Source organism: Pseudomonas sp. TH34 (assembly GCF_016650865.1).
Classification (GTDB): Bacteria; Pseudomonadota; Gammaproteobacteria; order Pseudomonadales; family Pseudomonadaceae; genus Aquipseudomonas; species Aquipseudomonas yamanorum.
This window is the reverse complement of the sequence record NZ_JAEKFB010000001.1, coordinates 275,434-301,542: the sequence shown is the minus strand read 5'-3', so window position 1 is coordinate 301,542 and position 26,109 is coordinate 275,434. Positions and strand designations below refer to the sequence as shown.

The 26,109-nt window shown below is 61.6% G+C and carries 27 protein-coding genes; 26 read left to right on the top strand and 1 reads right to left on the bottom strand.

The features are described 5' to 3' along the window. Window positions 1-45: 45 nt before the first annotated feature. The 20 genes from JFU58_RS01370 (at window position 46) to flhB (ending at window position 18,853) form a co-directional block, all read left to right on the top strand. Complete coding sequence (locus tag JFU58_RS01370) at window positions 46-1,257, top strand: sensor histidine kinase (protein ID WP_207198186.1); 1,212 nt, start codon at window positions 46-48, stop codon at window positions 1,255-1,257. 5 nt (window positions 1,258-1,262) lie between these two features. Then, the gene (locus tag JFU58_RS01365) at window positions 1,263-2,645 is read left to right on the top strand and encodes a sigma-54-dependent transcriptional regulator (RefSeq protein WP_201139726.1); all 1,383 of its coding nucleotides are present in this window, start codon (window positions 1,263-1,265) and stop codon (window positions 2,643-2,645) included. 130 nt (window positions 2,646-2,775) lie between these two features. Next, window positions 2,776-3,108, top strand: a complete 333-nt coding sequence (fliE, locus tag JFU58_RS01360; protein WP_003214581.1) for a flagellar hook-basal body complex protein FliE — start codon at window positions 2,776-2,778, stop codon at window positions 3,106-3,108. Window positions 3,109-3,122: 14 nt separating this feature from the next. Next, the gene (gene fliF / locus JFU58_RS01355) at window positions 3,123-4,898 is read left to right on the top strand and encodes a flagellar basal-body MS-ring/collar protein FliF (protein WP_201139725.1); all 1,776 of its coding nucleotides are present in this window, start codon (window positions 3,123-3,125) and stop codon (window positions 4,896-4,898) included. Beyond that, the gene (fliG, locus tag JFU58_RS01350) at window positions 4,891-5,910 is read left to right on the top strand and encodes a flagellar motor switch protein FliG (RefSeq protein ID WP_017477457.1); all 1,020 of its coding nucleotides are present in this window, start codon (window positions 4,891-4,893) and stop codon (window positions 5,908-5,910) included. Before fliF ends, fliG begins: the two co-directional genes overlap by 8 nt. Window positions 5,911-5,920: 10 nt before the next feature. Next, the gene (gene fliH / locus JFU58_RS01345) at window positions 5,921-6,685 is read left to right on the top strand and encodes a flagellar assembly protein FliH (protein WP_201139724.1); all 765 of its coding nucleotides are present in this window, start codon (window positions 5,921-5,923) and stop codon (window positions 6,683-6,685) included. Then, window positions 6,675-8,033, top strand: coding sequence for a flagellar protein export ATPase FliI (gene fliI, locus JFU58_RS01340; protein WP_017477459.1), 1,359 nt, complete (start codon window positions 6,675-6,677; stop codon window positions 8,031-8,033). The genes fliH and fliI overlap by 11 nt, the downstream gene beginning before the upstream one ends. 3 nt (window positions 8,034-8,036) lie before the next feature. After that, complete coding sequence (gene fliJ, locus JFU58_RS01335; protein WP_008434833.1) at window positions 8,037-8,486, top strand: flagellar export protein FliJ; 450 nt, start codon at window positions 8,037-8,039, stop codon at window positions 8,484-8,486. Window positions 8,487-8,574: 88 nt separating this feature from the next. Next, entirely contained in the window at window positions 8,575-8,880 is a 306-nt protein-coding gene (locus JFU58_RS01330) for an STAS domain-containing protein (RefSeq protein WP_063028096.1), read from the top strand. Next, window positions 8,877-10,595 (top strand): fused response regulator/phosphatase, encoded by a 1,719-nt coding sequence (locus JFU58_RS01325; protein WP_063028100.1) that lies wholly within the window; start codon window positions 8,877-8,879, stop codon window positions 10,593-10,595. The genes JFU58_RS01330 and JFU58_RS01325 overlap by 4 nt, the downstream gene beginning before the upstream one ends. Window positions 10,596-10,625: 30 nt before the next feature. Continuing rightward, the gene (locus JFU58_RS01320; protein WP_020480190.1) at window positions 10,626-10,973 is read left to right on the top strand and encodes an Hpt domain-containing protein; all 348 of its coding nucleotides are present in this window, start codon (window positions 10,626-10,628) and stop codon (window positions 10,971-10,973) included. Window positions 10,974-11,896: 923 nt separating this feature from the next. Beyond that, window positions 11,897-13,267: a flagellar hook-length control protein FliK gene (locus JFU58_RS01315; protein ID WP_201139723.1), complete on the top strand. Its 1,371-nt coding sequence runs from the start codon at window positions 11,897-11,899 to the stop codon at window positions 13,265-13,267. A 223-nt stretch (window positions 13,268-13,490) separates the two neighbouring features. Then, complete coding sequence (gene fliL / locus JFU58_RS01310) at window positions 13,491-13,991, top strand: flagellar basal body-associated protein FliL (RefSeq protein WP_201139722.1); 501 nt, start codon at window positions 13,491-13,493, stop codon at window positions 13,989-13,991. A gap of 9 nt (window positions 13,992-14,000) precedes the next feature. After that, window positions 14,001-14,969: a flagellar motor switch protein FliM gene (gene fliM, locus JFU58_RS01305; RefSeq protein ID WP_010166091.1), complete on the top strand. Its 969-nt coding sequence runs from the start codon at window positions 14,001-14,003 to the stop codon at window positions 14,967-14,969. Between the two features lie 34 nt (window positions 14,970-15,003). Next, a complete protein-coding gene (fliN, locus tag JFU58_RS01300; protein ID WP_201139721.1) occupies window positions 15,004-15,471 on the top strand; it encodes a flagellar motor switch protein FliN in 468 nt (155 codons plus the stop codon). A 1-nt stretch (window position 15,472) separates the two neighbouring features. Then, complete coding sequence (fliO, locus tag JFU58_RS01295) at window positions 15,473-15,907, top strand: flagellar biosynthetic protein FliO (protein ID WP_177070635.1); 435 nt, start codon at window positions 15,473-15,475, stop codon at window positions 15,905-15,907. Beyond that, on the top strand, window positions 15,907-16,650 hold the full coding sequence (gene fliP, locus JFU58_RS01290; RefSeq protein WP_003214554.1) for a flagellar type III secretion system pore protein FliP: 744 nt from the start codon (window positions 15,907-15,909) through the stop codon (window positions 16,648-16,650). The genes fliO and fliP overlap by 1 nt, the downstream gene beginning before the upstream one ends. A gap of 3 nt (window positions 16,651-16,653) precedes the next feature. After that, entirely contained in the window at window positions 16,654-16,923 is a 270-nt protein-coding gene (fliQ, locus tag JFU58_RS01285; protein WP_003214552.1) for a flagellar biosynthesis protein FliQ, read from the top strand. A 13-nt stretch (window positions 16,924-16,936) separates the two neighbouring features. Continuing rightward, a complete protein-coding gene (fliR, locus tag JFU58_RS01280) occupies window positions 16,937-17,713 on the top strand; it encodes a flagellar biosynthetic protein FliR (protein WP_003214551.1) in 777 nt (258 codons plus the stop codon). Between the two features lie 3 nt (window positions 17,714-17,716). Continuing rightward, window positions 17,717-18,853: a flagellar biosynthesis protein FlhB gene (gene flhB, locus JFU58_RS01275; RefSeq protein ID WP_093207489.1), complete on the top strand. Its 1,137-nt coding sequence runs from the start codon at window positions 17,717-17,719 to the stop codon at window positions 18,851-18,853. Window positions 18,854-19,019: 166 nt separating this feature from the next. Here the strand turns inward: flhB and JFU58_RS01270 are convergent, their stop codons facing one another. Further along, a complete protein-coding gene (locus tag JFU58_RS01270) occupies window positions 19,020-19,235 on the bottom strand; it encodes a DUF6124 family protein (protein ID WP_207198202.1) in 216 nt (71 codons plus the stop codon). A gap of 401 nt (window positions 19,236-19,636) precedes the next feature. Here JFU58_RS01270 and flhA point away from each other — a divergent pair, with 401 nt between their 5' ends. The 6 genes from flhA to JFU58_RS01240 all read left to right on the top strand — a co-directional run bounded on the left by flhA (window position 19,637) and on the right by JFU58_RS01240 (window position 26,107). Further along, a complete protein-coding gene (gene flhA, locus JFU58_RS01265; RefSeq protein WP_207198184.1) occupies window positions 19,637-21,751 on the top strand; it encodes a flagellar biosynthesis protein FlhA in 2,115 nt (704 codons plus the stop codon). Between the two features lie 11 nt (window positions 21,752-21,762). Next, window positions 21,763-23,079 (top strand): flagellar biosynthesis protein FlhF, encoded by a 1,317-nt coding sequence (flhF, locus tag JFU58_RS01260; RefSeq protein ID WP_017477470.1) that lies wholly within the window; start codon window positions 21,763-21,765, stop codon window positions 23,077-23,079. A 105-nt stretch (window positions 23,080-23,184) separates the two neighbouring features. Next, window positions 23,185-24,018 (top strand): flagellar synthesis regulator FleN, encoded by an 834-nt coding sequence (fleN, locus tag JFU58_RS01255; RefSeq protein ID WP_003192912.1) that lies wholly within the window; start codon window positions 23,185-23,187, stop codon window positions 24,016-24,018. Further along, window positions 24,015-24,755: an RNA polymerase sigma factor FliA gene (fliA, locus tag JFU58_RS01250; RefSeq protein WP_003214541.1), complete on the top strand. Its 741-nt coding sequence runs from the start codon at window positions 24,015-24,017 to the stop codon at window positions 24,753-24,755. The genes fleN and fliA overlap by 4 nt, the downstream gene beginning before the upstream one ends. A 170-nt stretch (window positions 24,756-24,925) precedes the next feature. Next, window positions 24,926-25,300: a chemotaxis response regulator CheY gene (locus JFU58_RS01245; protein ID WP_005790040.1), complete on the top strand. Its 375-nt coding sequence runs from the start codon at window positions 24,926-24,928 to the stop codon at window positions 25,298-25,300. Window positions 25,301-25,318: 18 nt separating this feature from the next. Further along, window positions 25,319-26,107, top strand: a complete 789-nt coding sequence (locus JFU58_RS01240) for a protein phosphatase CheZ (RefSeq protein WP_063028114.1) — start codon at window positions 25,319-25,321, stop codon at window positions 26,105-26,107. Window positions 26,108-26,109 lie beyond the last annotated feature (2 nt).

Genomic DNA, 26,109 nt, shown 5'->3' with positions numbered 1-26,109 from the left:
CGCAACGTTCCGTTTAACTGACGGTCAGCCAAGCGAGAGAGCATGATGCCCCACGCCGCCCAACTATCTTCGGTCCCTGACACTCAGGGGCCTGCCCCCTCCGTAGAGCAGATCAGCCGTCTCGGGCTTGAACAGGCGTTTTCCCTGTTCAACCAGATGTCGAGCCAATTGACTGACTCCTACAGCCTGTTGGAAGCACGGGTTTCCGAGCTTAAAGGCGAGTTGGCGGTGGTCAGCGCCCAGCGTATGGAAGAGCTGGCCGAGAAAGAGCGCCTGGCCAACCGCCTGCAAAACCTCCTCGACCTGTTGCCCGGTGGCGTGATCGTCATCGACGACCAGGGCCGCGTGCGCGAAGCCAACCCGGCCGCCTGCGACATGCTGGGCCTGCCGCTGGAAGGCGAGCTGTGGCGCGAGGTCATCACCCGCTGCTTTGCGCCGCGGGAAGACGACGGCCACGAAATCTCCCTCAAGGACGGACGGCGCCTGTCCATCGCCACCCGTTCCCTGGACGCCGAGCCCGGCCAGTTGGTGTTGCTCAACGACCTGACTGAAACCCGTCACCTGCAAGACCAATTGGCACGCCACGAGCGCCTGTCATCCCTGGGGCGGATGGTCGCTTCTCTGGCGCATCAGATTCGTACCCCGTTGTCCGCTGCGCTGATTTACGCCAGTCATTTGACTGATGAGCAGTTGCCGGCGGCCACCCACCAGCGTTTTGCCGGGCGGCTCAAGGAGCGCCTGCACGAGCTGGAGCATCAGGTGCGCGACATGCTGGTGTTTGCCCGCGGCGAATTGCCGCTGACCGATCGTGTCACCCCGGCTGCATTGATGCAGTCCCTGCAAGCCGCAGCCGCCACCCATATCCAGGAAGCGTCAGTCCGTTGGCAGTGCGACAGCCATCACGGCGAGTTGCTGTGCAACCGCGACACCCTGGTGGGCGCGCTGCTCAACCTGATCGAAAACGCGACCCAGGCCAGCGGCCCCGGGGCGCGGCTCAAAGTGCACCTGTATAGCCGCGGCGACACCTTGCGCCTGAGCATCAGCGACAGTGGCAGCGGGATTGACCCGGTGGTGCTGCAGCGCCTCGGTGAACCTTTTTTCACCACCAAAACTAACGGTACCGGCCTGGGCCTGACCGTGGTCAAGGCAGTCGCCCGTGCCCATCAGGGAGAATTGCAGCTGCATTCCCGGTTGGGTCGCGGCACGTGCGCGTTGATCACGCTGCCGCTGTTTTCATGCGCCGTCAGCGCGGAGTAAAGGTCATGGCTATCAAGGTTTTATTGGTTGAAGACGATCGCGCCCTGCGTGAAGCATTGGCTGACACGCTGTTGCTGGCGGGCCATGACTACCGGGCGGTCGGTTCTGCCGAAGACGCCTTGGAGGCCGTGGAGCAGGAGTCCTTCAGCCTGGTGGTCAGCGACGTGAACATGCCGGGCATGGACGGCCACCAATTGCTCGGCCTGTTGCGTGCGCGCCAGCCGCAATTGCCGGTGCTGTTGATGACCGCCCACGGTGCCGTGGAGCGCGCCGTCGACGCCATGCGCCAGGGCGCTGCGGATTACCTGGTCAAACCTTTCGAACCCAAAGCCTTGATCGAACTGGTCGCCCGCCATGCCCTCGGCACTCTGGGTGTCGCTGACGGCGAAGGCCCGATTGCCTTCGAGCCGGCCAGTGCGCAATTGCTGGAGTTGGCGGCCCGGGTCGCCCGCAGCGATTCCACCGTATTGATCTCCGGCGAGTCCGGCACCGGCAAGGAGGTGCTGGCGCGCTACATCCACCAGCAATCCCATCGTGCCAGCCAGCCGTTCATTGCGATCAACTGCGCGGCCATCCCCGACAACATGCTCGAAGCTACCTTGTTCGGCCATGAGAAAGGCTCGTTCACCGGCGCCATCGCCGCCCAGGCCGGCAAGTTCGAACAGGCCGACGGCGGCACTATCCTGCTGGACGAGATCTCCGAAATGCCCCTGGGCCTGCAAGCCAAATTGCTGCGAGTGTTGCAGGAGCGCGAAGTGGAGCGGGTGGGGGCGCGCAAGCCGATCCAGCTGGACATCCGTGTGGTCGCCACCACCAACCGCGACCTGGCGGGCGAAGTGGCGGCGGGGCGTTTCCGTGAGGATCTGTTCTACCGCCTCTCGGTTTTCCCGTTGGCCTGGCGCCCGTTGCGCGAGCGCCCGGCAGACATCATCCCGCTGGCCGAACGCCTGCTGAGCAAGCACGTCAATAAAATGAAGCACGCCCAGGCGCGCCTGTCGGCCGACGCCCAGGCCTGCCTGATCAGCTACCCATGGCCCGGCAACGTGCGGGAACTGGACAATGCAATCCAGCGCGCTTTGATTCTGCAACAGGGCGGTTTGATCCAGCCTCAAGACTTCTGCCTGGCCATGGGCACTGGCGCAGCGCCGTTGCCAAGCCTGGCGGTCGCGCCACAGATTGAAGCCGCGCCTGCCGAGTCGGCCGGTGCCTTGGGTGACGACCTGCGCCGCCGCGAATTCCAGATGATCATCGACACCTTGCGCTCCGAGCGCGGCCGCCGCAAAGAGGCCGCCGAGCGCCTGGGTATCAGCCCGCGCACCCTGCGCTACAAGCTGGCGCAGATGCGCGATGCCGGGATGGACGTGGAAGCCTACCTCTACGCCACCTGAAAATTCTCGAAGCCGACAAGGTCAGTCGCCTTTTCTTACAGAATGCCACGGAGCTGGCACCCTTGTTGCTACCACCCCTGTAATCGCTGTGTAGTGTCAAAAAATTGCGGGTCGTCGGAGAGAGAAGGTCATGAGCCAAGGTGTTGAGTTCAATCGGTTGATGTTGGATATGCGGTCCATGCAAATGGATGCCATGGCCCAACCGAAATCCGCCGCGCAAGCCGTGCCGGAATTGGGCCAGAGCAGCTTTGCCGACATGCTCGGCCAGGCCATCAACAAAGTCAGCGATACCCAACAGGCCTCCAATCAGTTGGCCACCGCCTTCGAGATCGGCAAAAGCGGCGTGGACCTCACCGACGTGATGGTCGCCTCGCAAAAAGCCAGCGTTTCATTCCAGGCCTTGACCCAGGTGCGCAACAAGCTGGTTCAAGCCTATCAAGACATCATGCAGATGCCGGTTTAAGGACGATTTGAGTCATGGCAGAAGCAGTCGTGGATAACGCACCCGCCAAGGCAGACGGCAAGCCGCCGCTGTTTGGCCTGTCGTTCCTGGAAAACCTCTCCGAGATGACCATGCTGCGTCAGGTGGGCCTGATGGTCGGCCTGGCTGCCAGCGTGGCGATTGGTTTTGCCGTGGTGCTGTGGTCCCAGCAACCGGATTACCGCCCGCTGTATGGCAGTCTCGCGGGCATGGATTCCAAGCAGATCATGGAAACCCTGGCAGCAGCCGACATCGGCTACACCGTCGAACCGAATTCCGGCGCCCTGTTGGTCAAGGCCGATGATGTGGCCCGTGCGCGGATGAAGCTGGCTGCGGCCGGCGTCACTCCTTCCGACGCCAATATCGGCTTTGAAATCCTCGACAAGGACCAAGGCCTGGGTACCAGCCAGTTCATGGAAGCCACCCGCTACCGTCGTGGCCTGGAAGGCGAGCTGGCGCGGACTATTTCTGCGTTGAACAACGTCAAGGGCGCCCGGGTACACCTGGCGATTCCGAAAAGCTCGGTGTTTGTACGCGACGAGCGCAAGCCCAGCGCCTCGGTACTGGTCGAGCTGTTTGCCGGCCGCTCCCTGGAGCCTGGCCAGGTGTTGGCGATCATCAACCTGGTGGCCACCAGCGTTCCCGAATTGAGCAAGTCGCAAATCACCGTGGTCGACCAGAAGGGCAACTTGCTGTCGGACCTCGCGGAAAACTCTTCGCTGACCATGGCCGGCAAGCAGTTCGACTACAGTCGCCGTATGGAAAGCATGCTGACCCAGCGGGTGCACAACATCCTGCAACCGGTGTTGGGCAATGATCGCTACAAGGCTGAAGTGTCGGCCGACGTGGACTTCAGCGCCGTCGAATCGACCTCCGAGCAGTTCAACCCGGACCAGCCGGCCCTGCGCAGCGAGCAATCGACCACCGAACAACGTACCGCCAGCAATGGCCCGCAAGGCGTGCCGGGTGCCCTGAGCAACCAGCCACCAACCCCGGCCACTGCCCCGCAAACCACCGGTGGCGCTGCTGCTACCGCAGGCGCGGTGCAACCTGGCCAGCCGCTGCTGGACGCCAACGGCCAGCAGATCATGGACCCGGCCACCGGCCAGCCCATGCTCGCGCCGTACCCGGCCGACAAGCGCAACCAGTCCACCAAGAACTTCGAGCTTGATCGTTCCATCAGCCACACCAAGCAGCAACAGGGCCGGATCAATCGCCTGTCGGTGTCGGTGGTGGTGGATGACCAGGTCAAGGTCAATGCCGCAGACGGCGCCATCACCCGCGCCCCATGGAGCGCCGATGAATTGGCGCGCTTCACCCGCCTGGTGCAGGACGCGGTGGGCTTCGATGCCAGCCGTGGCGACAGCGTCAGCGTAATCAACATGCCGTTTTCCGCCGAGCGGGGCGAGGTGATTGCCGAGGCAGCGTTCTATACTCAGCCGTGGTTCTGGGACATCGTCAAGCAAGTGCTGGGTGTGTTGTTCATCCTGGTGCTGGTGTTCGGCGTGCTGCGTCCGGTGCTCAACAACATTACCGGTCACGGCAAAAAACAACTGGCCCTGGCCGGCGGCGACGTCGAGTTGGGTGGCATGGGCGGCCTCGATGGCGAACTGGCCAACGACCGCGTGAGCCTCGGTGGCCCGCAAAGCATTCTGTTGCCGAGCCCGAGCGAGGGTTATGACGCTCAGTTGAACGCAATCAAGAGCCTGGTGGCCGAAGACCCGGGGCGTGTGGCCCAGGTCGTGAAAGAGTGGATTAACGCAGATGAGTGATAGCCGAGCTGCAGTAGCCAAACTCTCCCGGGTCGACAAAGCCGCCGTGCTGTTGCTGTCCCTTGGAGAAACCGACGCCGCCCAAGTGCTGCGCCACATGGGGCCCAAAGAGGTTCAGCGTGTCGGCGTGGCCATGGCGCAAATGCGCAATGTGCACCGTGAGCAAGTCGAGCAGGTGATGAGCGAGTTCGTCGAGATCGTCGGCGACCAGACCAGCCTGGGTGTCGGCTCCGACAGCTACATTCGCAAGATGCTCACCTCGGCCCTGGGCGAAGACAAGGCCAACGGCCTGATCGACCGCATCCTGCTGGGTGGCAACACCAGCGGCCTCGACAGCCTGAAGTGGATGGAACCGCGGGCCGTGGCCGACGTGATCCGCTACGAACACCCGCAGATCCAGGCGATCGTGGTGGCGTATCTCGACCCCGACCAGGCCGGTGAAGTGCTCGGCCATTTCGACCACAAGGTGCGCCTGGACATCATCCTGCGCGTCTCGTCGTTGAACACCGTACAGCCGGCGGCCCTGAAAGAATTGAACACGATTCTCGAGAAGCAGTTCTCGGGTAATTCCAACGCTTCGCGTACCACGTTGGGCGGCATCAAGCGTGCGGCCGACATCATGAACTTCCTCGACAGCTCGGTGGAAGGCCAGTTGATGGACTCGATCCGCGAGATCGACGATACCCTGTCGGTGCAGATCGAAGACCTCATGTTTGTGTTCAACAACCTCTCCGATGTCGACGACCGTGGCATCCAGGCGTTGCTGCGTGAAGTCTCCTCCGACGTGCTGGTGCTGGCCCTCAAGGGCTCGGACGAAGGCGTCAAGGAAAAGATCTTCAAGAACATGTCCAAGCGGGCTTCCGAACTGTTGCGCGACGACCTCGAGGCCAAGGGCCCGGTGCGCGTCAGCGACGTGGAAACTGCGCAGAAAGAAATCCTCACCATTGCCCGCCGTATGGCCGAAGCCGGAGAAATCGTTCTCGGTGGGAAGGGCGGCGAAGAAATGATTTAAGGCGCCGCGCATGTCGAACAAAGATGAGACGCCCAGCGATCTGATTCGCGCACGGGACGTCGGAGGGTTCGACGTCTGGTCGCTGCCCAGTTTCGACCCGCATCGCCCGGAGCCAGAGCCCGAGCCGGTAGAAGAAGCTCCGGCCGAGATGGAAGAAGTGCCGCTGGAAGAAGTCCAGCCACTGACCCTGGAAGAGCTCGAAAGCATTCGTCAGGAAGCCTACAACGAAGGTTTTTCCACCGGCGAGAAAGACGGTTTTCGCAGCACCACCCTCAAGGTCCGCCAGGAAGCCGAGGCGGCGCTGAGCGTCAAGCTGGCCAGCCTGGAAACCCTGATGGGCAGCCTGTTCGAGCCCATCGCCGAGCAGGATTCGCAGATCGAAAAAGCCATGGTCGGGCTGGTGGAGCACATCACCCGCCAGGTGATTCAGCGCGAATTGGCCCTGGATTCCACGCAAATCGAAAGCGTGATGCGCGAAGCCCTCAAGCTGCTGCCCCTGGGCGCCGGCAATGTGCGGCTGTACATCAATCCCCAGGATTTCGAACAGGTCAAAGCGCTGCGCGAGCGCCATGAAGAAACCTGGCGCATCGTCGAAGACGCCGCGCTGCTGCCCGGTGGTTGCCGGGTCGAGACCGAACACAGCCGCATCGACGCCACGGTGGAGACGCGCATCACCCAGATCATGGCCAAGCTGTTCGACCAGTTGCACGAGCAGGCGCTGCACCCGGCGGAGCCGGACTTGAGCGTCGAGCTGGACACCCGTGATGCGCCTTGATCGCACCAGCTTCGCCAAGCGCCTGGGTGGCTATGCCGAAGTCACTGAGTTGCCGGGCCAGCCGATCCTGGAGGGCCGCCTGCTGCGCATGGTCGGCCTGACCCTGGAAGCCGAAGGCCTGCGCGCCGCCATGGGCAGCCGCTGCATGGTGATCAACGACGACAGCTACCACCCGGTGCAGGTCGAAGCCGAAGTGATGGGCTTTTCCGGCAGCAAAGTATTCCTGATGCCCGTCGGCAGCGTTGCCGGTATCGCGCCCGGCGCCCGAGTGGTGCCGCTGGCGGATACCGGCCGCCTGCCCATGGGTATGAGCATGCTCGGCCGGGTGCTGGATGGCGCCGGCCGTGCCCTCGACGGCAAGGGCGGGATGAAGGCTGAAGACTGGGTGCCGATGGACGGCCCGACCATCAACCCCCTCAAGCGCAACCCCATCAGCGTGCCGCTGGACGTGGGCATTCGCAGCATCAACGGATTATTGACGGTGGGCCGCGGCCAGCGCCTGGGCCTGTTCGCCGGTACCGGCGTGGGTAAGTCGGTGCTGCTGGGCATGATGACCCGCTTTACCGAGGCCGACATCATCGTGGTCGGGCTGATCGGCGAGCGGGGCCGCGAGGTGAAGGAATTCATCGAGCACAGCCTCGGCGAAGAAGGCCTCAAGCGCTCAGTGGTGGTCGCCTCACCGGCGGATGACGCGCCGCTGATGCGCCTGCGTGCCGCGATGTACTGCACACGCATCGCCGAATATTTTCGCGACAAGGGCAAGAACGTCCTGTTGCTGATGGACTCCCTGACCCGTTTCGCCCAGGCCCAGCGGGAAATTGCCCTGGCCATCGGCGAGCCGCCGGCCACCAAGGGCTATCCGCCGTCGGTGTTCGCCAAGCTGCCCAAGCTGGTGGAGCGCGCCGGTAACGCTGAAGCCGGCGGGGGTTCGATCACCGCGTTCTACACCGTGCTTTCCGAGGGCGATGACCAGCAGGACCCGATTGCCGACTCGGCGCGGGGCGTGCTCGACGGGCACATCGTGCTGTCCCGGCGCTTGGCCGAGGAAGGGCACTACCCGGCCATCGACATCGAAGCCTCTATCAGCCGGGTGATGCCGTCGGTGGTCACGCCTGAGCACATGATGCGCGCGCAGCAGTTCAAGCAACTGTGGTCGCGCTATCAACAGAGCCGTGACCTGATCAGCGTGGGCGCCTATGTGGCCGGCGGTGATCGCGAGACCGACCTGGCGATTGCCCTGCAACCGCAACTGGTGACCTACCTGCGCCAAGGCCTCAACGACAAGATCAGCATGGGTGAAAGCGAGGCGCACCTGGGTAGCATCTTCGCTCCGGCACCCGGCGGATAAACCATGGCCAATACCCGCGCCGCACGCCTTGCCCCGGTGGTGGACATGGCCGAAAAAGCAGAAAAGACCGCCGTCCAGCGCCTGGGATACTTCCAGGGCCAGGTTCGCCTGGCGGAAAGCAAGCTGGGGGATTTGGAACGCTTTCGCGGCGAGTACCAGCAGCAGTGGATCGAGCGCGGCAGCAAAGGCGTCTCCGGCCAATGGCTGATGGGCTACCAGGGCTTTCTCAACCAGTTGGAAACCGCCGTCGGCCAGCAGCGCCAGAGCCTGGCCTGGCACCAGGCCAATGTCGACAAGGCCCGCGACAGCTGGCAACAGGCCTACGCCCGGGTCGAAGGCCTGCGCAAGCTGGTGCAACGCTACATCGACGAAGCCCGCGCACTGGAAGACAAGCGCGAGCAGAAGTTGCTCGATGAACTGTCCCAGCGTCTGCCCCGCCAAAACCCCTATTGAGCACGCCACCCGTCCCACATGGAGTTGCCCACTTCCCCATCACCTGCTAAACCTTGTTGCACATTGCCAATGACAAGGAAGCAGTCGAATGTCAGTCGAATCAGAAGTGTCCCTGGATGGGAAGAAAGCGACGATCACCGTCAAGGGCCGATTCGATTTCGGTAGTCACCAGGCTTTTCGTGATGCCTACGAAAAGTTCTACAAGGTGCCCGAGATCTACGTGGTGGACTTGAAGGAAACCACCTACATGGACAGCTCGGCCCTGGGCATGCTCCTGCTGCTGCGGGACCATGCCGGCGGCGACGATGCCGAAGTGCAGGTGGTCAACAGCAACTCCGACGTGCGCAAGATCCTCGCCATCTCCAACTTCGACAAACTGTTCGACCTCACTTGAGCGTCCTGGCCCCGGTCCTCGAGGCGCTGACGGTATTGATCGCCGAAGACAGCGCCGCCGACCTGCTGTTGCTGTCGAGCATCGTGCGCCGTCAGGGCCACCAGGTACTGACCGCCAGCAACGGCCAGGAAGCCGTCGACGTGTTTACCCGCGAGCGGCCGCAGTTGGTGCTGATGGACGCACTGATGCCGGTCATGGACGGCTTCGAGGCGGCCCGGCAAATCAAGCAACTGGCGGGGGAGGCGCTGGTGCCGATTATCTTCCTCACCTCCCTGCGCGAGAGTGAAGCCCTGGCCCAGTGCCTGGATGCCGGCGGCGACGACTTCCTGGCCAAGCCCTATAACCAAGTGATCCTGGCGGCCAAAATCAACGCCATGGACCGCCTGCGTCGCTTGCAGGCCACGGTGTTGCAGCAGCGAGACCTGATCGCCCGGCACCACGACTACCTGTTGCAGGAGCAGCGCGTGGCCAAGGCGGTGTTCGACAAAGTCGCGCATTCCGGCTGCATCAACGCCGCGCCAAATATTCGCTACGTGCAATCGCCTTATGCGTTGTTCAACGGTGACTTGTTGCTGGCTGCCTACACGCCGTCGGGCGATATGCATGTGCTGCTGGGGGACTTTACCGGTCATGGCTTGCCGGCGGCGGTCGGCGCGATGCCGCTGGCGGAAGTGTTCTACGGCATGACGGCCAAGGGCTACGGCCTGGCGCAGACCCTGCGGGAGATGAACGCCAAGCTCAAGCGCATCCTGCCGGTGGACATGTTCTGCTGCGCCACCTTGCTGTGCCTCAGCGCCCAGCGCCGGGTGGTGGAAGTGTGGAACGGCGGCATGCCCGAGGGCTATGTGCATGACATCGCCACTGGCAAGCGCACGCCGCTGGTGTCGCGGCATTTGCCATTGGGCGTGCTGACGGCCGAGGCGTTTGATGACCGCACTGAAGTCTGGCCGATGGCGCTGGGCGACCGGGTGTTCTTGCTGTCGGATGGTGTGCTGGATACTGCGGATGCCCAGGAGCAGTTGTTTGGCGCCGAGCGTTTGCAGCAGGTTTTTGCGGCCAACCGCGAGCCGGACCGGTTATTCGAGGAGATCGAGCAGGCCCTGGCGGCTTTTCGCGGCGAAGTGCGTGATGACGTCAGCATGGTGGAGATCAGCCTGCAGGCGGGGGAGGCGTTGCGTTCGCCGTCGATGGTGTATTCCGACAGCGGCCAGTCGTCGCCGCTGGATTGGTCGGTGAGCTTTGAGTTTCGTGCCGAGACGCTCAAGTCCTACAACCCGTTGCCGTATTTGTTGCAGTTGCTGTTGGAGGTTCATGGTCTGCGTGAGCAAAGCGGGGCGTTGTATAGCGTGATGGCGGAGTTGTATTCCAATGCGCTGGAGCATGGGGTGCTGGGGTTGGATTCGCGGCTCAAGCGTGATGCCCAGGGGTTTGCGGCGTATTACCGCGAGCGTAATGAGCGGCTGGCGCGGTTGAGCAGTGGGTATGTGCGGGTGCATCTGAATGTGGTGCCGACCGGGGAGGGTGGGTGCCTGACCTTGCGGATCGAGGACAGTGGGTCGGGGTTTGATGTGGAGAAGGTGCTGGCCAGGCCGCTGGATGTCGACCGTCTGTCTGGTCGGGGGTTGAGCCTGGTGCGGCAGTTGAGCAGCGATGTAGGCTGGTCTGACGGAGGGCGGTGTGCGTGCGTGGAGTTTTCATGGAAGGCTCTGGCATAATCCGCCGATTCTTGATCAAGGAGCGAACAAGTGGCAGAGATTCATCTGGACCCCGATGTGCTGACTGGCTTGCAGGAGGTCATGGAGGGCGAGTATCCGAAGCTGCTCGACACTTTTCTCGATGATTCGCAGAAGCGGGTAGAGGCGCTGCGCCGGGCCCGGGATGACGCGAAAGCCCTTGGGCGGATTGCCCATAGTTTTAAGGGGAGCAGCGGTAACCTTGGGGCGGTGCGGTTGGCTGAGCTTTGTCAGTTGCTCGAGGATACGTCCGCGAAGCACGCTTTTACGGATTTGGGGCGACTGGTGGATGAGATTGACCATGAATTCGCGCTGGTGCGGCCGTTGTATGAGCATGAGCGGGAGCGGTTTCAGCTCTGACGTTTTGGCTCTGAGGTGGTGTGTATATCCGTTATTTAGGTAACGGCGGCTTATGGTTCCGCTCTTACAGCGGCTCACTTTGGAAAAGCCCCAAAGTAAGCAAAGGGCTCTGCCCCGCCTGTCGGCGCCTCGCTAGGGCTCGGCGTTCCCTCACTCCGGCATTGCTCCGCGGGCCGCCGCGACGGGCCATCCATGGCCCGGCGCGGCTAAACCGGCGTCCTGCCGGTTTACCCGCTCCGCAATACCTGCGTTCGGCCTCGGGCTTATTGGGGCAGTCAGATCAAGATCAAAAGCAAGAGCACAGCGGCCTACCGGCCGGCTTGAGTGTTAAAAACCAAATCAAAAGCCAGAGCGAAAGCCAAATCTGAAGCTGATGCAGCTCTGCTTTTCTGTGGGAGCTGGCTTGCCTGCGATGCAGACAACTCGGTGCATCAGGCACACCGAGGTGATGCCATCGCAGGCAAACCAGCTCCCACATTTGACCGTGCCCGCTTTAGCTTTTGATTTGGCTTTTGCTCTTCAACACTCAAGCCGGCCGGTAGGCCGCTGTGCTCTGGCTGTTGATCTTGATCTTGATCTTAGGCGCCCCGTTAAACCACGCTGGCTGAACGCAGGCTTTGGAGCGTGGGTAACCTGGCAGGACGCCAGGTTAGCCGTCCTGGGCCAGGGATGGCCCATGACGGCGGCCCACGGTCCAAAGCCGGAGTGAGGGCACACCGAGCCTAGGCGAGGTGCCGAGTGGTGGGGCATGAGCCTTTTGGTTACTTTTGGGCTCCTTTCAAAAGTGAGCCGCTGTAAGAGCGGAACCATAAGCCGCCATCACCCAAATAACGGATATACACCCAAAACCAAAACCTGGCCCAACTCTTGCTATACCTCCTGTAACCGCACCCTCGACCCCTGTGCGGCGGAGACTCTTAGCTATGGCAATCACCCCGAATTCGCTTCTTCAGGCGGCCCCCGCGGCCAAGCCTCAAGCGCCCGCTGCCAATCCACCGGCAGTGGCTGCGGACCCGCGGGACAAGGCCCCGGGCTTCGCTCAGGTGTTCGCCAAACAGGCCCCTGCGCCCACGGCAAAACCCTCCGACACCACCACCCGGTCGACCCGCGACAAGCCTGCGGACGCCAGCACCAAGCCCGCCGCCAACAACGACAAGCCTGCCGCCGGCACTCCATCGGTTGCCGATAACGGCAAGACTTTGCCTGCCACCCCGCCGGCCAAGTCCGACACCCCGGACACCACCGCCAAGACCGACGACACGGCCCCGGCAGATGACCCCACCCTGGCCCAGCAACCCCCGGTCGACCCCGCCGTCGACCCGGCGCTGATGGCCGCGGTAGTCCCCGTTCCCGTCCCGGCAACGCCAGCGCCCGTCGAAACACCGGCACCGGTCGCGGCGAAAGACGACAAGGCCCAGCCAGTGGTAGCGCCACCCGTGGCCGCCACCGACGACGCCAAGCCCGCCTTCGACCCCGAAGCCGACCCACTGGACGCCATGCCCGCCGTGCGCCTGGCCATGGAGCAGGGCGGACACGTATCTGCCAGCAGCCAAACCCCAGCCAAAGGCACGCCGGCCCCGACCCAGGATCAGCCAACTGCCGCGCAAAACTTCGCCACTGGCCTGGCCAGCATGGTCGACCAGCAAGCGTCCAAGGACAGCACCGACCAGGGCGGCGACAAAGCCTTCAGCGGCCTGATCGATGGCGGCCTCAAGGACCTGAAAGACGCCCGCAGCGACACCCGGGTCGACGATTTCGCCAATCGCCTCGCTGCACTGACCCAGGCCGCCACGCCGAAAACCGCAAATGCCCTGCCGCCGGTGGCCAACGCACCACTGGCCATGCACCAGAGCGGTTGGACCGACGAGGTGGTGAACCGGGTCATGTACTTGTCCAGCGCCAACCTCAAATCGGCAGAGATCCAGCTGCAACCCGCTGAACTGGGCCGCCTGGACATCAGCGTGAAAATGTCCGCTGACCAACAGGCGCAGGTCACCTTCATGAGCGGCCACGCGGTGGTTCGTGAAGCGTTGGAAAGCCAGTCGGGCCGTCTGCGGGAGATGTTTGCCCAGCAGGGCATGGGCCAGGTCGACGTCAACGTGTCTGACCAATCCCGTGGCTGGCAGGGTCAGCAGGGTCAGGATCAACAACAGCAGAGCCAGGCACGCGGCGTCAGTGGCAATGGCGGGCGGGGTGATGGGGTTGATGGCGGCGGTATCGGTGAGGTGGCTGAAGTTGCCGCGCCGGTGGTGCAGTCGGTGATTGGCTCCAGCGCCGTGGACTATTACGCCTGATCCAAGGCCTGGCGATGATCAAAATGTGGGAGCGGGCTTGCTCGCGAATACGGAGTGTCAGTCACCGTTACAGGTGCTGATCCACCGCTTTCGCGAGCAAGCCCGCTCCCACATTGGTTTTGCAGTGTCGGCGAAACCGTGACCGAACTGACAACTCTGGCATAACACTTGCTCTTGCCTTTCCCCAGAACTATGAATCCCTGAATAGTGACGGATTATTGGCATGGCGAAGAGCGACGACGTAGCAACACCACCCGCAGGCAAGGGCAAGCTCAAGCTTATCCTGCTGATTGTCCTGGCCTTGTTCCTGGCGATCGGCCTGTCCGTGGGGGCTACCTGGTACTTCATGCACAGCGCCCAGAGCAAACCGGCCGCGACGGCCGAGGTCAACCCTAACGTCAAGCAACCGGCAATCTTCGAGCCGATGCTTCCGGCGTTTGTCGCCAACTTCAATCAGAACGGCCGTCAACGCTACCTGCAGGTGAGCATTACCCTGCTGGCGCGTAACCAGGCAGACCTGGATGCCCTCAAGGTGCACATGCCAGTGATCCGCAACAACCTGGTGATGCTGTTTTCCGCCCAGCCCTTCGACACCCTCTCCACCCCGGTGGGCCAGGAAATGCTGCGCCAGAAGGTCACTGCCAGCGTGCAGGAAGTGGCCCAGAAGGAAGTCGGCAAACCGGTGATCGAGCAGGTGCTCTTCACTAATTTCGTATTGCAGTAGGATCACGACATGGCCGTGCAGGACCTGCTGTCCCAGGATGAAATCGATGCGCTGCTCCACGGCGTCGACGATGGTCTGGTACAGACCGAAATGGCTGCCGAGCCCGGCAGCGTCAAAAGCTACGACCTGACCAGCCAGGATCGCATCGTCCGTGGACGCATGCCGACCCTGGAGATGATCAACGAACGTTTCGCCCGTTACACCCGCATCAGCATGTTCAACATGCTGCGCCGCTCGGCGGACGTGGCGGTGGGCGGCGTGCAGGTGATGAAGTTCGGTGAATACGTGCACTCGCTGTACGTGCCCACCAGCCTCAACCTGGTGAAGATCAAGCCGCTGCGCGGCACCGCGTTGTTCATCCTCGACGCCAAGCTGGTGTTCAAGCTGGTGGACAACTTCTTCGGCGGTGACGGCCGTCACGCCAAGATCGAAGGCCGTGAATTTACCCCGACTGAATTGCGCGTGGTGCGCATGGTGCTGGAGCAGGCCTTCATCGACTTGAAGGAAGCCTGGCAAGCGATCATGGAAGTCAATTTCGAGTACATCAACTCGGAAGTGAACCCGGCCATGGCCAACATCGTCGGCCCCAGCGAAGCCATTGTGGTCTCCACCTTCCACATCGAACTCGATGGCGGTGGCGGCGACCTGCACGTGACCATGCCGTACTCGATGATCGAGCCGGTGCGCGAAATGCTCGATGCCGGCTTCCAGTCCGACCTCGACGACCAGGACGAACGCTGGGTCAAGGCCCTGCGCGAAGACCTGCTGGACGTCGACGTACCCCTGAGCGCCACCGTGGCCCGTCGCCAGTTGCGGTTGCGGGATATTTTGCACATGCAGCCGGGGGATGTGATTCCCGTCGAGCTGCCGGAAGAACTGATCATGCGCGCCAACGGCGTGCCGTCGTTCAAGGTCAAGCTGGGCTCTCACAAAGGCAACCTCGCGTTGCAAGTGATTGAACCGATCAACCGCCGCTGATCCACATTAATTTCTGCTCCGCCGAGGACATGTAATGGCTACCGAACACGAAAACACTTCCGCCGAAGACCAGGCCCTGGCTGACGAGTGGGCGGCTGCCCTGGAGGAAGCCGGCGATGTCGGCCAGGACGATATCGACGCGCTGCTGGCAGCTGATGCGGCCACCGCACCGGTGGGCAACCGCCTTCCCATGGAAGAGTTCGGCAGCGTGCCGAAGAACAACGAGCCGGTGACCCTGGACGGTCCGAACCTGGACGTGATCCTCGACATCCCGGTGTCGATCTCCATGGAAGTCGGCAGCACCGAAATCAACATCCGCAACCTGCTGCAACTCAACCAGGGTTCGGTGATCGAGCTGGATCGTCTGGCCGGTGAGCCGCTGGACGTGCTGGTCAACGGCACGCTGATTGCCCATGGCGAAGTGGTGGTGGTCAACGAGAAGTTCGGCATCCGCCTGACCGACGTGATCAGTCCAAGTGAACGCATCAAGAAGTTGCGTTGATATGAAGCGCTCACTGGTAGGACTGTTATCGACGCTGCCCTTGAGCGTAATGGCAGCAGAACCGGTCGCCCAGGCGGCCGCACCGGCGCTCGGCAGTGGCGTTGGCGGGCAACTGACCCAGTTGGTGTTGGGTTTGTTGTTGGTGGTGGGGCTGATCTTCGTGCTCGCCTGGGTGTTGCGCCGTGTACAGCGCATTGGCCCGGGCAATGCCCAGGTGATTGAGCTGGTGGGTTCGCGTGCCCTTGGCCCGCGGGACCGGCTGGTGCTGGTGCAGGTGGGCGACGAGCAGATTCTGCTGGGCATCACCCCCGGCCGCATCACCCCGTTGCACGTGCTCAAGCAGCCTGTGGAAGTGGCCCAGACCCAAGCGGCCACGCCGGAATTCGCCCAGCGCCTCATGGAGTTGCTGGGCAAGGATCAGAAGGATAAGAAGTAATGCGCGTTTTATTGACGCTCATGCTGTTGCTGGCAGCGCCGCTGGCGTACGCGGCAGACCCGTTGTCGATCCCGGCGATTACCCTGGGCACCAACGCGGCGGGCGCGCAGGAGTATTCGGTCAGCCTGCAGATCCTGCTGATCATGACCGCGCTGAGCTTCATCCCCGCGTTCGTGATGCTGATGACCAGTTTCACCCGGATCATCATCGTGTTCTCGATCCTGCGGCAGGCCCTCGGCCTGCAACAGACGCCGTCGAACCAGATCCTGACCGGCATGGCGCTGTTCCTGACGCTGTTCATCATGGCGCCGGTGTTCGACAAGGTGAACCAGCAAGCCCTGCAACCCTATCTGGCGGAGAAAATGACCGCCCAGGATGCGATCGACAAGGCCCAGGGCCCGATCAAGGATTTCATGCTGTCGCAGACCCGTTCCAGCGACCTTGAGTTGTTCGTGCGGCTGTCCAAGCGTACCGACATCGCCAGTCCCGACATGGCGCCGCTGACCATCCTGGTGCCGGCGTTCGTGACCTCGGAGCTGAAGACTGCGTTCCAGATTGGCTTCATGATCTTCATTCCGTTCCTGATCATCGACCTCGTTGTGGCGAGTGTGCTGATGGCCATGGGTATGATGATGCTGTCGCCGCTGATCATTTCGTTGCCGTTCAAGATCATGCTGTTTGTGTTGGTGGACGGGTGGGCGCTGATTATCGGCACCCTGGCCGGCAGTTTCGGTGGGGTGTAGACGATGACGCCAGAAGTAGCGGTCGACCTGTTTCGTGAAGCCCTGTGGCTGACCACCATGATGGTCGCTGTGCTGGTAGTGCCGAGCCTGTTGGTGGGCCTGCTGGTGGCGATGTTCCAGGCTGCGACCCAGATCAACGAACAGACCCTGAGCTTTCTGCCGCGCCTGCTGGTAATGCTGATCACCCTGATCGTTGCCGGCCCGTGGCTGGTGCAAACCTTCATGGAATACATCCTGCAGCTGTACGGCAGTATTCCGCAGTTGATCGGCTGACCCCGTGAATTCGATGTTGGCGTTGACCGACACCCAGATCAGCACCTGGGTGGCCTCGTTCATTCTGCCGTTGTTCCGGGTCACGGCGGTGCTGATGACCATGCCGGTGTTCGGTACCACCCTGGTACCACGCCGCATCCGCCTGTATTTCGCGGTGGCGATTACCGTGGTTATCGTGCCGGGCTTGCCGCCGATGCCGCCGGTGAATGCCCTGGACCTCAGTGCGATGATGTTGATCGCCGAGCAAATCATCATCGGTGCCTTGCTGGGTTTCTCCCTGACGCTGTTCTTCCAGGCCTTTGTGATCGCCGGGCAAATCATCTCGATCCAGATGGGCATGGGCTTCGCGTCCATGGTCGACCCTACCAACGGCGTGTCGGTGGCGGTGATCGGGCAGTTCCTGACGATGCTGGTGACCTTGCTGTTCCTGGCCATGAACGGCCATCTGGTGGTGTTCGAGGTCATGACCGAGAGCTTTACCACCTTGCCGGTGGGCAGCGGGTTGGTGGTCAATCACTTCTGGGAACTGGTGGGGCGCTTGAGCTGGGTGCTCGGTGCCTCGTTGCTGCTGGTATTGCCGGCGATCACCGCGCTGCTGGTGGTCAATATCGCCTTTGGCGTGATGACCCGGGCGGCGCCGCAGTTGAACATCTTCTCCATCGGTTTTCCGCTGACCCTGGTGCTGGGCATGGGGATTTTCTGGGTCGGCATGGCTGACATTCTCAATCAGTATCAACCGCTGGCGACTGACGCCCTGCAGTTCTTACGTGACTTGGCGCGGGCGCGGTAAGCCATGGCCGAGAGCGAGAGTGGCCAGGACAAAACAGAAGACCCCACGGAGAAACGTAAAAAGGACTCCCGGGAAAAGGGCGAGATTGCCCGTTCCAAAGAGCTCAACACCCTGGCGATCATGCTAGCCGGCTCCGGTGGCCTGCTGATCTACGGCGGTGGCCTGGCCCTGGACCTGATGGAGTTGATGCGCCTGAATTTCTCCCTGCCCCGTGAGGTGCTGCTCAGCCCGGGCGCCATGGGCCTGTACCTGCTGCACTCCGGAAAGATCGCGATCCTTGCGGTGCAACCGATCCTGATTACCTTGCTGCTGGCCGCACTGATCGGCCCGATTTCCCTCGGCGGCTGGCTGTTTGCCGCCGGCAGCATGGCGCCCAAGTTCAGCCGGATGAACCCGGGGCCCGGGCTCAAGCGGATGTTTTCCACCAAGGCCCTGGTGGAACTGCTCAAGGCCTTGGCCAAGTTCATCCTGATCCTGTTTGTGGCGTTGACGGTGTTGTCGTCCGACATCGACGACCTGCTGCGCATCGCCCACGAGCCGATCGAACTGGCGATCATCCACAGTGTGCAAGTGGTGGGCTGGAGTTCGCTGTGGATGGCCTGCGGGTTGATCATCATTGCCGCGGTGGATGCGCCGATCCAGCTGTGGGAAAGCCACAAGAAACTGCTGATGACCAAGCAGGAAGTGCGCGACGAGCACAAGGACCAGGAAGGCCGGCCCGAGGTCAAACAGCGGATTCGTCAGCTGCAGCGCGAGATGTCCCAGCGCAAGATGATGGCTGCCGTTCCCGACGCCGACGTGGTCATCACCAACCCGACTCACTATGCCGTGGCGCTCAAGTACGACCCGGAGAAGGGTGGGGCGCCGATGCTGCTGGCCAAGGGCAGTGATTTCACCGCGTTGAAAATCCGTGAGATTGCCGTGGCCAATGACATTCTGCTGCTGGAGTCGCCGGAGTTGGCGCGGTCGATTTTTTACTCCACCGACCTCGACCAGGAGATTCCGGCCGGACTGTACCTGGCGGTGGCTCAGGTGTTGGCGTACGTGTATCAGATCCGCCAGTACCGGGCGGGCAAGGGCAAGCGGCCGGATCCGCTCAAAGACCTGCCGATTCCGCCGGATTTGCGTCGGGATTCCTGAGTGTTGTAGCGCCTGTGCCGGCCTCTTCGCGAGCAAGCCCGCTCCCACATTTGACCGTGTACATCCTATAGAGACGCGGTCGAATGTGGGAGCGGGCTTGCTCGCGAAGGCGTCCTCCCATTCAACAAAAATCTCCTGAGCGTTCCCGAATTGCATCTGGCAACGTTTAAGTCGCCGGCAAGGGCGCTATGTCATCCAGCACCCGATCAGCCAGCAACCGACCCATCTCAATCAACTGCGCAATCCCCAGCGCGCCTTCCCGCCGCGATCCTTCCAGTTCACAGGCAAAGTCGCAGGTCAGGGCATGGGCCGAAGCCAGTGTTTCGGTGAGGTTGACCAGCAGGTCTTCGGTACTGATGCCGTCGATTACGCTGAATAGCACGACGGGGGCGTTTTGGGAGGAGGAATGGCTATCTTCGATAGCGCCTTTTTCTTCCCACCAGCAACCCTAAATCCCTGTCGGACGTTTCGCCATCTCCCGCGAACGAGCTGGTGTGGCGAGGGAGCTTGCTCCCGCTGGGGTGCGAAGCGCCCCCAATAAAGCTATCGCGGTTATTCAGGCAAAAACGTGTAAGCCGTTCTGGGGCTGCTGCGCAGCCCAACGGGAGCAAGCTCCCTCGCCACAGGTGATGTGTGTACGGCGGTAGCCCTTCGCTGTCCGTGAGGCCGATCTGCTCCCTCAAGCAAAAGTTGGAAGGCTTCTTGCAATACCGCCTCCAGGACGTCTCCCGGCGTCAAAAGTTTGCTTCAAGGAAACGAGGAATACCGGTGGATCGCTCTCAAATGCTCAGCACGGCCCGTGGCACCCTGACTGACCTCTCGCGAGGCAATCTGGGTGTGCCGTTGTTGTTGCTGGTGATGCTGGCAATGATGATGTTGCCAATGCCGCCGTTCCTGCTGGACGTGTTCTTCACTTTCAACATCGCGCTGTCCGTGGTCGTGTTGCTGGTGTGTGTGTACGCCCTGCGGCCGCTGGATTTCGCGGTGTTCCCGACGATTCTGCTGATCGCCACGCTGCTGCGGCTGGCGCTTAACGTGGCCTCCACCCGGGTGGTGATGCTCCACGGCCAGGACGGTCACGCCGCCGCAGGCAAGGTGATCCAGGCCTTCGGTGAGGTGGTGATCGGCGGTAACTACGTGGTCGGTATCGTGGTTTTTGCGATCTTGATGATCATCAACTTCGTGGTAGTGACCAAGGGCGCCGGGCGGATTTCCGAGGTGAGCGCGCGTTTCACCCTCGACGCGATGCCCGGCAAGCAGATGGCCATCGACGCCGACCTCAACGCCGGCCTCATCGATCAGAACCAGGCTAAATCCCGTCGTCTTGAAGTCGCCCAGGAAGCCGAGTTCTACGGTTCCATGGACGGTGCCAGCAAATTCGTGCGCGGCGACGCCATCGCCGGCCTGTTGATTCTGTTTATCAACCTGATCGGCGGCATGGCAGTAGGCATCTTCCAGCACGGCATGACCTTCGGCGACGCCGGTAAGGTTTACGCCTTGCTGACCATCGGTGACGGTTTAGTGGCGCAATTGCCATCACTGTTGTTATCTACAGCGGCGGCGATCATGGTGACCCGTGCTTCGGGCTCCGAAGACATGGGCAAGCAGATCAGCCGGCAGATGTTTGCCTCGCCCAAGGCGCTGGCCGTGGCGGCGGGCATCATGGCCATCATGGGTATTGTGCCGGGCATGCCTCACGTCTCGTTCCTGAGCATGGCTGCCATGGCCGCCGGTGGTGCCTACCTGTTCTGGAAAAAGCAAAACAACATCAAGGTGATTGCCCAGCAGGAAGTGGCGCGTCAGCAGGAACTGCTGCCATCGCCGGCCCGGGCCCTTGAAACCAAGGAGTTGGGCTGGGACGACGTGACCCCGATCGACATGATCGGCCTGGAAGTCGGTTACCGTCTGATTCCTCTGGTGGATCGCAACCAGGGTGGGCAGTTGCTGGCGCGGATCAAGGGTGTGCGCAAGAAGTTGTCCCAGGACCTGGGCTTCCTGATGCCTACCGTGCACATCCGCGACAACCTAGACCTGGCCCCCAGCGCCTACCGCCTGACCCTGATGGGGGTGATCCTGGCCGAAGCCGAGATCTACCCGGACCGCGAACTGGCGATCAACCCGGGCCAGGTGTTCGGCAGCCTCAACGGGATTACCGCCAAAGATCCGGCTTTTGGGCTGGAAGCTGTGTGGATCGAAATCAGCCAGCGCAGCCAGGCGCAGTCGTTGGGCTACACCGTGGTCGACGCCAGCACGGTGGTCGCGACCCACCTTAACCAGATTCTGTACAAGCATTCCCACGAGCTGATCGGCCACGAAGAAGTCCAGCAACTCTTGCAATTGCTGGCCAAGGCCTCGCCAAAGCTGGCCGAAGAGCTGGTGCCGGGCGTGCTGTCTACCTCGCAACTGCTCAAGGTGCTGCAGGCGCTGTTGGCCGAACAGGTGCCGGTGCGGGATATTCGCAGCATTGCCGAAGCTATCGCCAACAATGCCGCCAAGAGTCAAGATACTGCCGCCCTAGTGGCCGCAGTACGCGTCGGATTGTCGCGTGCAATCGTCCAAAGCATTGTAGGGCTTGACTCTGAGCTGCCTGTGATCACCTTGGAACCAAGGTTGGAACAAATATTGCTCAATAGTATTCAGAAGGCTGGGCAGGGCGCTGATGAAGGCGTGTTGCTGGAGCCAAGCATGGCTGAGAAGCTGCAGCGTTCGTTGATTGAGGCCGCGCAGCGCCAGGAAATGGAAGGCCATCCGGTGATCCTGCTGGTGGCTGGCCCCGTCCGGGCGATGTTGTCGCGGTTTGGACGCCTGGCTATACCGAATTTGCATGTATTGGCTTACCAGGAAATTCCTGACAATAAGCAAGTGACTATCGTCGCGACAGTAGGGCCCAACGGCTGAGGTAGTGGGATATGCAAGTGAAGCGTTTTTTCGCCGCCGATATGCGTCAGGCCATGAAACTGGTACGTGATGAGTTGGGCGCCGACGCTGCGATTATCGGTAACCGTCGTATTGCCGGCGGTGTGGAGCTGACGGCTGCCCTGGATTACAAGCCCTCGGCCCTGGCGCCGCGTGTGCCGAACATGGAACTGGAAGACGAGCTGCGCAAGACCGCTTCGCGCATTGTCTCGGCCCAGGCTGAACTGAGCATGCGTGGCGACAGCGACGCATCCACCAATCGCCAGCTGTTTGCCGGGTTGCCGCTGACGGCGTCCGAGCCGCTGGTAGAGCCGACTTTTGTTGAACCGCCGCGTCCTGCTGCGCCCGCCCCGGCGGCAGCGGTAGACCAGCGGGTATTCGACTCGATGCGTTTCGAACTCAACGGCCTGCGTGAACTGCTGGAAGTGCAGCTGGGCTCGCTGGCCTGGAACCAGTTGCAGGGCAGCCAGCCGCAACAGGCCAACCTGTGGCGTCGCCTGCAACGCATCGGCCTGTCCGGCCCGTTGTCCCGCGACCTGCTGCAACTGACCACGCAAATTGAAGAACCTCGCCAGGCCTGGCGCATGCTCCTGGCCCACCTGGCGCGGATGATCGTCACCCCGGAAATCGAACCCCTGGAAGAAGGCGGCGTGATCGCCATGGTCGGCCCTGCCGGCATGGGCAAGACCACCACCCTGGCCAAGCTGGCCGCACGTTACGTGCTCAAGTACGGCGCACAGAACATCGCGCTGGTGAGCATGGACAGCTACCGCATTGGCGCCCAGGAGCAACTCAAGACCCTGGGCCGCATCCTCAATGTGCCGGTGACCCACGTCGACCCGGGCCAGTCCCTGGCCAACGCCCTCGACCCGCTGCTGCGCAAGCGCGTGGTGCTGATCGACACCGCCGGCCTGCAAGCCAGCGACCCGGCCCTGCGCATGCAGCTGGAAAGCCTGGCCGGGCGCGGGATCAAATCCCGAAACTATTTGGTACTGGCCACTACCAGCCAGAAGCAGGTATTGACCGCCGCCTATCACAGCTACAAGCGCTGTGGGCTGGCGGGCTGCATCCTGACTAAACTGGATGAGACGGCGAGCCTGGGCGAAGTATTGAGCCTGGCCATCAGTCATGAGTTACCGGTCGCCTACCTGACCGACGGGCCGCGGATCCCGGATGATTTGCATCTGCCGCGCCGTCATCAGTTGGTCAGCCGGGCTGTCAGCGTGCAAATGCAGGAAGAACCGAGTGAGGAAGCGATGGCTGACATGTTTGCTGACCTCTACCACAGCCCGAACAAGCGAGTCGGCTGAGGCAATATGAACACATTGCAAAGTATCTACATCGATGGCCTGCCAGCAGTTCCCGCGGCCAACTTATGTAGCCTGCGTCTAAGCAAGACAAGGTAAAGAAATAAAATGGGCAGCATGCATCCCGTACAGGTGATCGCGGTGACCGGCGGCAAAGGTGGCGTCGGGAAAACTAACGTGTCAGTGAATTTGTCCCTGGCTCTGGCAGAGCTTGGCCGTCGCGTCATGCTGCTGGATGCTGACCTGGGCCTGGCGAACGTCGACGTTCTGCTGGGACTGACGCCCAAACATACCCTGGCCGATGTGATCGAAGGCCGCTGTGAGCTGCGCGACGTACTGTTGCAAGGCCCCGGCGGGATTCGCATCGTGCCGGCCGCTTCCGGCACCCAGAGCATGGTGCACCTGAGCCCGGCGCAGCATGCCGGCCTGATTCAGGCGTTCAGTGACATCGGCGACAACCTCGACGTGCTGGTGATCGACACCGCCGCCGGGATCGGCGAATCCGTGGTCAGCTTCGTGCGCGCAGCCCAGGAAGTATTGCTGGTGGTGTGCGATGAACCCACCTCGATCACCGACGCCTACGCCCTGATCAAACTGCTCAACCGCGACTACGGCATGAACCGCTTCCGCGTGCTGGCCAACATGGCCCAAAGCCCGCAGGAAGGGCGGAATCTGTTCGCCAAGTTGACCAAGGTCACAGATCGCTTCCTCGATGTCGCCTTACAATACGTTGGCGCAGTTCCTTACGACGAGTGCGTACGCAAGGCCGTGCAAAAGCAGCGTGCGGTCTATGAAGCGTTCCCTCGTTCGAAGTGCGCATTGGCGTTCAAGGCTATTGCCCAGAAGGTCGATACCTGGCCGTTGCCTGCCAATCCTCGGGGGCATCTGGAGTTTTTCGTCGAGCGATTGGTGCATCAGACGAGCGCAGGACCGGTGCTATGACAGCCAGCGGCTACAACCTTTACAAGAAGTCGGCACGTGACAGTCAGGTCGAATTGATCGAGCGCTATGCGCCTCTGGTCAAGCGCATTGCCTATCACTTGCTGGCGCGCTTGCCTGCCAGCGTCCAGGTCGAAGACTTGATCCAGGCGGGGATGATCGGCCTCCTCGAAGTGTCGACTAAATACGACGCGAGCAAGGGCGCGAGTTTCGAGACCTACGCGGGGATTCGTATCCGTGGGGCCATGCTCGATGAAGTGCGTAAAGGTGATTGGGCGCCGCGTTCGGTACACCGCAACACGCGGATGGTGAGTGACGCAATTCGCTCAATTGAAGCAAAAACCGGTCGCGACGCTAAAGATCACGAAGTTGCGGCCGAACTCCAATTGAGTCTCGACGATTATTACGGGATTTTGAACGATACCTTGGGCAGCCGCCTGTTCAGTTTCGACGACCTTTTGCAGGACGGCGAACATGAAGGGCTGCACGAGGACGGCGCGAGTGCTCATCTCGAACCGTCACGCGATCTGGAAGATGAACGCTTCCAGCGTGCGCTGGCGGACGCGATTGCCAATTTGCCGGAGCGTGAGCGACTGGTGTTGGCGCTGTACTACGACGAAGAGCTGAACCTCAAGGAAATCGGTGAGGTCCTGGGTGTCAGCGAATCGCGGGTCAGCCAGTTACACAGCCAGTGCGCGGCCCGCTTGCGGGGGCGTTTGGGAGAGTGGCGAGCGCGCTGACAGGCAGTGTGGGGACACTGCGAACGATACCGTCCGGGCTCTGCGCCCGGACGGGCTTGGCCCGTGGTGCGCCCCCGGTAGTCCTTTTTGTGTAACGCCTGTTGATTGATATGGCGCGCCCAGGTGCTGGGCGCGTTTAAGACTGCTTGGAGGTCGAATTGGACAAGAACATGAAAATCCTCATCGTTGATGACTTCTCAACGATGCGGCGGATCATAAAAAACCTGTTGCGTGACCTTGGGTTCACTAACACGGTCGAGGCGGATGACGGCATTACGGCGATTCCGATCCTCAACAGCGGGAGCATCGACTTTCTGGTAACAGACTGGAACATGCCGGGCATGACCGGTATCGATCTGCTGCGCCACGTGCGCGCTGATGAAAAACTGCGCAGCCTGCCTGTGCTGATGGTGACCGCTGAAGCCAAGCGTGAACAGATCATCGAAGCCGCCCAAGCCGGGGTTAACGGCTACGTGGTCAAGCCATTCACTGCACTGGCCTTGAAAGAGAAGATCGAAAAGATCTTCGAACGCATCGGTCATTGATGCTGCCACGGGGGAGCTATGGAGCATAAAGAATCATCGCAGGCCGACTTTGAGTCGACCCTGAAAAAACATGCTCACCAACTTGTCGAAAGCCTTGAAAAAGGCCAGTTCGGTGACGCGGTGCAGTTAATCCATGAGCTCAACCAGACCCGTGACCGCGGCCTGTACCAGGAAGTGGGCAAGCTCACGCGTGAGTTGCACAGTGCGATTGTCAATTTTCAGATTGACCCGCACATGCCCCAGGCCGAAGAAATCTCGCAGATCACGGATGCCACCGAACGCCTGTCCTATGTGGTCAGGCTGACTGAGGCGGCGGCCAACCGCACCATGGACCTGGTGGAAAACGCCACGCCTCTGGTCAACGGTATGGCCAGTGAAGCCAAGGCCCTGAGCACTGACTGGGGCCGGTTCATGCGTCGGGAAGTGGGCGCTGAAGAGTTTCGTGAACTGGCGCGTCGGGTCGAGGGCTTTTTGTCCCGCAGCGAGCAGGAAAACCGCACGGTTTCCAGCAACCTGAATGACATTCTGCTGGCCCAGGACTACCAGGACCTCACCGGTCAGGTGATCAAGCGCGTGACCCAACTGGTCACCGAAGTGGAAAGCAACCTGCTCAAACTGGTGTTGATGGCGGGCCAGGTCGACCGGTTTGCCGGCATCGAACATGACCGCGAAGCGATCCTTTCTGAAAAAGATCCACAAAAACACCTCGCCAAGGGTGAAGGTCCGCAGATTCATGCCGATAAACGTGAAGACGTTGTATCCGGGCAAGACGACGTAGACGATTTGCTGTCCAGTTTAGGCTTCTAAGG